Raw genomic sequence first — 5299 nt, 5'->3', positions numbered from 1 at the left:
CGCCGCCGGCCGGCTACGCGGCCGGCCTGCGCGACATCTGCGACCGGCACGGCGTGCTGCTCGTGGCCGACGAGGTGATCTGCGGGTTCGGCCGGCTCGGCGAGTATTTCGGGTCGGCGCGCTACGGGCTGAAGCCGGACATCATCACGTTCGCGAAAGGCATCGCGTCGGGTTACGTGCCGCTCGGCGGCGTGATCGCGAGCGACGCGGTCGTCGACACGGTGCTCGACGGGCCGCAGCAGATGTTCCTGCACGGCGCGACGTACGGCGGCCATCCGGTCGCATGCACGGCCGCGCTCGCGAACCTCGCGATCATGGAGCGCGAGGGCGTACTTGCGAACGTTCGTGACAACGAAGCGGTGTTTCGCCAGACGCTCGACGGGCTGCTCGAACTGCCGTGCGTCGGCGACGTGCGCGGCGACGGCTATCACTACTCGCTCGAACTCGTGACCGACAAGGCCGCGCGCCGCTGGGCGGCGGGCCTCGGCGCGCAGGCGTTCGTGTCGACGATACTCGCGCCGGCGATCTTCGACGCGGGGTTGCTGTGCCGCGCGGGCGTGGACCACGAAGGCACGCCGATCCTGCAGTTCTCGCCGCCGCTCGTGATGTCGCGCGACGAGATCGTCTGGTTCGTCGCGCAGATTCGCGACATCCTCGTCGAGTCCTGCGCACGGGCGACGCGCTGAGCGGCACCCTTCATTTCAGGAGCATTCGATGCGAACGTCACAACAGTCCTACATTGACGGCCAGTGGCTCGATCCGGCCGACGCGCGATCGATCGACGTGATCGACCCGGCCACCGCGCGGCCGTATGCGCGGCTCGCGATCGGCGGCGCGGCCGATGTCGATCGCGCGGTCGGCGCGGCGAGGCAGGCCTTCGACACGTATTCGCGCTGGTCGGTGGACGAGCGCGTCGCGCTGCTGACTCGCGTCCTCGACATCTACCAGCGTCGCTACGAAGAAGTCGCGCAGACGATCAGCCAGGAGATGGGCGCGCCGATCGCGTTCGCGCGGGCAATGCAGGCCGCGGTCGGCACCGCGCATCTCGAACAGACGATCCGCGCGCTGCAGTCGTTCCGCTTCAGCACGCAGACCGGTTCGCTGCTGGTATCGCACGAGCCGATCGGCGTGTGCGCGCTGATCACGCCGTGGAACTGGCCGATCAACCAGATCGTGTGCAAGGTCGCGCCGGCGCTCGCGGCCGGCTGCACGATGGTGCTCAAGCCGAGCGAAATCGCGCCGTTCAGCGCGATCCTGTTCGCGGAGATCCTGCACGAAGCGGGCGTGCCGCGCGGTGTGTTCAACCTCGTGCATGGCTACGGGCATGAAGTGGGCGACGCGCTGTCGCGGCATCCGGAGGTCGACATGGTGTCGTTCACGGGTTCGACGCGCGCGGGCGTCGAGGTCGCGAAGGCGGCGGCCGATACCGTGAAGCGCGTGCACCAGGAGCTCGGCAGCAAGAGCCCGAACCTGATCCTGCCCGATGCGGACATCGAGGATGCCGTCACACGCGGCGCGCGTAGCTGCTTCAGCAACAGCGGCCAGTCGTGCAACGCGCCGACGCGCATGCTCGTGCACGTCGATCATCTGGCGCGGGCCGAGCAGGCGGCGCGCCGGGAAGCGGAACGCACCGTCGTCGGCGATCCGCGATCGACGGAAACCGGCATCGGGCCGGTGGTCAGCCGCACGCAGTTCGATCGCATCCAGCATTTCATCCGGCTCGGGATCGAGGAAGGCGCGACGCTCGTCGCCGGCGGCCCCGGCCGGCCGGAGGGGCTGACGGACGGGTTCTACGTGCGGCCGACGGTGTTTTCGAACGTCACGCCGGGCATGACGATCGCAACCGAGGAAATCTTCGGGCCGGTATTGGCGATCATGACCTACCGGACCGAGGACGAGGCCGTCGCGCTCGCGAACGATTCGGTCTACGGGCTCGCGGCCTACGTGCAGTCGACGGACCTCGAACGCGCACGCCGGATCGCGGCGCGGTTGCGCGTCGGCAACGTCCACATCAACTACCCGGCATGGAACCCGGCCGCGCCGTTCGGCGGCTACAAGCGCTCGGGCAACGGGCGCGAATACGCGGAGTTCGGCCTCGTCGAGTATCTGGAAACGAAGGGCACGACCGGGTACACGGAAGGCGACGCGCGATGACGATCTGATCGCCCGCGCGAACCGCACGGCGAGTGCATTCCTGCCGGTGCCGCGCGCGGCGCTCAGCGGCACCGGCCCGGCACATCGCGACACTCTGGCGCAGGAGAAGCCCTCGGGCCGCCGCGAAGCGGTCGGCCCTTGCAGCCCTCGACGCCACGCCGCATGTACCGCCGCTCAGCGTTCTTCCGGGTCCGCCGCGGCCGTACCGGATTCGGCGACGGGTGCGGCGGCGGCCCGCCGGCGGATCTCGGAATCGAGGATCAGCCGCCCGCGCAGCTTGCCTTTCATCCGCTTCACATGCTTGGGCGCTTCGGTCATGTGCTCGACCATCAGCGCACGGACGCGTTCGACATCGCGCTCGCGCGCGGCCTGCAGGATCGCCTTGTGGATCGACACGTTCGCTTCGCCGAAGCGCTTGTGCTCGGCGAGCGGCGTATCGTTCCGGAACTCGATCAATTGCCGGATCATCTCGTTGATCAGTTCGCAACTGAAGCGCAGGAACGGATTGGGATTCGCGGCCGCGAGGATGTCGTGGAACGTCGTGTCCTCCTGCCGCTGACGCAGCATGTGGCCGCGATCGTGCACGCCCGACCCGCCGTCGCAGCACGCGATGTTGGATTCCAGCGCCGCGAAGTCGCGCTCGGTCAGGTGCGGCACGGCGCCGGCAGCGAGCTCGGGTTCGAGCAGCTTGCGCACCGTATAGATGTCGTCGATCGTCACGTCCTTGAAGAACAGGTAGTTCTGCAGCAGCTGAAGCGTGCGGTCGAGCGGCACCTCGACGACCATCCCGCCGCCCGACGGCCCTGTCGTGACCTTGATGAGCCCCTGCACCTCGAGCGATTTCAGCGCCTCCCGGATCGTGCTCTTGCTCACCGCATAGAGCTGCTGCAGCTCGGCCTCGCGCGGCAGGCGGTCGCCCGGCTTCAGGTCCTTCTCGGTGATCAGCCGCTTGATCTCCTCGGCGACGAGGTCGGCCCGCTTCGGCTGCTTGATTTCGACCGCGAGGCCCGCCCTGGCTCGGTCCATGACCATCTTCACGACTCCTTTGTCTGACCGCGCGCCCGCGTCATCGTCGACGATCGGTCCCGGCGCGGGTACGGAATTTTGCCTGATTGACACCAATTTTGATCAACTCTAGCATCAGGTTCATTCTATTTATCATGATAAATAGGATCAACCGGCGGCGCGCATCGAAGAGTGGCGTGGGCACGGTTTGGCAGTCGGTCGTATCGCGTGTGTCCCCCTCATGAGGAGCGTCAACTTGAATCGCCGAGAACTGTTGAAACTGGCCGCGCTGTCGGCCGTGCCGGGCGCGCTCGGCAGCATGTCGTCCCGGGTCGCGTTCGCGCAGGGCGCGCCCATCCAGCTTGCCTGCCCGGTGCCGATGTCCGGCCCGTTCGCCGCCAACGGCAAGTACGCCGATCTCGGCATGCAGCTCGCCGTCAAGCAATACGGCAAGGTGCTCGGCGCGCCGCTCGCCTATACGGCGCTCGACACCGAGGGCAAGCCCGCGACGGCCGTGCGGCGCGTGCAGGAGATCGCGCAGCAGAAGGGCGTGCGTTTCTTCGCGGGCGGCATCCTGTCGTCCGAATCGCTGGCGATGGGCAAGGAAGTCCAGAAGGCGGACGGCGTGTTCATCACGACGGCCGGCGCGGACGAGATCACCGGCAAGGACTGCAACGCGGCGACGTTCCGCTGGTCGGTGCCGACCTTCGGCGCGATCGAGCAGACGGTGCGCCCGTTGATCCAGATGCTGCCGAAGGCGAAGCGCTGGTACACGATCACGCCGCAATACGTGTTCGGCGACGGGCTGCTGTCGGCCGCGAAGGCGGTCTTCAAGGAGAAGGGCATCGAGCACGTCGGCAACAGCTATCACTCGCTCGCCGAAAAGGAGTTCAGCGGCTACCTGACGAACGCGGCGGCCGCGCAGCCGGACGTGCTGCTGATCCTGAACTTCGGCTCGCAATCGTCGGACACGCTGCGCCAGGCCGTCAGCTTCGGGATGAAGCGCAACTGCACGATCCTGCTCGCGTGGGCATCGGGCCTCGAGCAGTTCGAGGCGCTCGGGCCGGACATCTGCGACGGCGTGTATTTCGGCGCGCAATACTGGCACGGCATCGATTCGCCGCTGAACCGCGATCTCGTGAAGCGCGCGAACGCCGCGTTCAAGGCGAACCCGAACTACAGCCTCGCGGGCTCGTACATCTGCTCGAAGATCCTGATCGACGCGATGGTGAAGGCCGGCAGCGCCGATCCGAAGAAGGTCGTCGCGGCGATGGAAGGGATGAAGTACGACGGGCTCACGGGTCCGGAGGAAATCCGCAAGGGCGACCACCAGGTGCTGAAGAACTACTACCTGCTGAAGGGCAAGCCGAAGAGCCGGATGAAGAACGCGGACGACTATGCCGACATCGTCAGCTCCGGCCAGTCGTTCCTGCCGCTCGACAAGACGGGCTGCAAGCTCGCGTGACGCCGTGCATGCGTTCGCGGCGCCACGCGCGCCGCGGGCGTCCGTTACCTTCCTCTCCGACACGGAAGCCATGAACGTCTATCTGCTGCAGATCGTCAACGGCATCGGCGTGGGCATGCTGTATTTTCTGCTCGCCGTCGGCCTGTCGATCGTGTTCGGCCTGCTGCGCTTCGTGAATTTCGCTCACGGCGCGTTCTATCTGCTCGGCGCGTATCTTTGCTACCAGGCGCTGCAATGGTCGGCGAATTTCTGGGTCGCGCTCGCGGTCGTGCCGCTCGTCGTCGGCGCGTTCGCATGGATCGTCGAGAAGCTGGTGCTGCGCCACGTGTACGCGCAGCAGCACGAATTCCACATCCTCGCGACGGTCGGCCTCGCGCTCGTGCTGCAGGAGTGCGCGATCCTCGCGTGGGGCCCGCTCGGCGACAACGTGCCGCCGCCCGATGCGCTGAACGGCGTCGTGATCTGGGGCGGCTTCGTCTACCCGAAATACCGGCTGTTCGTGATCGGCTTCACGGCCGTGCTCGCCGCGTTGCTGTGGTGGGTACTCGAAGGTACCCGGCTCGGCAGTACGGTGCGCGCGGGCAGCGAGTCGACGGAGATGGTGTCGCTGCTCGGCATCAACGTGACGCGCGTGTTCAGCCTCGTGTTCGCGCTCGGCGCGGCGACGGCCGCGCT

General features: G+C 67.2%; 5 protein-coding genes. 4 read left to right on the top strand and 1 reads right to left on the bottom strand.

Annotated features, from left to right (window positions below; genetic code table 11):
- Positions 1-686, top strand: a 686-nt coding sequence (locus tag JMF90_RS22660; protein ID WP_201325452.1) for an aminotransferase class III-fold pyridoxal phosphate-dependent enzyme, incomplete at its 5' end; no start/stop codon positions are given.
- 28 nt (positions 687-714) lie between these two features.
- Positions 715-2154 carry an aldehyde dehydrogenase family protein gene (locus tag JMF90_RS22655; RefSeq protein ID WP_201317243.1) on the top strand — a complete coding sequence of 480 codons (1440 nt, stop codon included), beginning with the start codon at positions 715-717 and terminating at the stop codon, positions 2152-2154.
- Positions 2155-2328: 174 nt separating this feature from the next.
- Here the strand turns inward: JMF90_RS22655 and JMF90_RS22650 are convergent, their stop codons facing one another.
- On the bottom strand, positions 2329-3186 hold the full coding sequence (locus JMF90_RS22650) for a FadR/GntR family transcriptional regulator (RefSeq protein ID WP_011549274.1): 858 nt from the start codon (positions 3184-3186) through the stop codon (positions 2329-2331).
- A 229-nt stretch (positions 3187-3415) separates the two neighbouring features.
- Here JMF90_RS22650 and JMF90_RS22645 point away from each other — a divergent pair, with 229 nt between their 5' ends.
- Together JMF90_RS22645 and JMF90_RS22640 are read left to right on the top strand one after the other, a co-directional pair.
- Positions 3416-4624, top strand: a complete 1209-nt coding sequence (locus JMF90_RS22645; protein ID WP_023476392.1) for an ABC transporter substrate-binding protein — start codon at positions 3416-3418, stop codon at positions 4622-4624.
- 70 nt (positions 4625-4694) lie between these two features.
- Positions 4695-5299 (top strand): branched-chain amino acid ABC transporter permease (locus tag JMF90_RS22640; RefSeq protein ID WP_201325451.1); only part of this gene is annotated, 605 nt, incomplete at its 3' end.

Origin of the sequence: Burkholderia sp. E168m23, from assembly GCF_016586125.1 — a bacterium.
Classification (GTDB): domain Bacteria; phylum Pseudomonadota; class Gammaproteobacteria; order Burkholderiales; family Burkholderiaceae; genus Burkholderia; species Burkholderia orbicola.
This window is presented reverse-complemented; position numbering and strand designations above follow the sequence as displayed.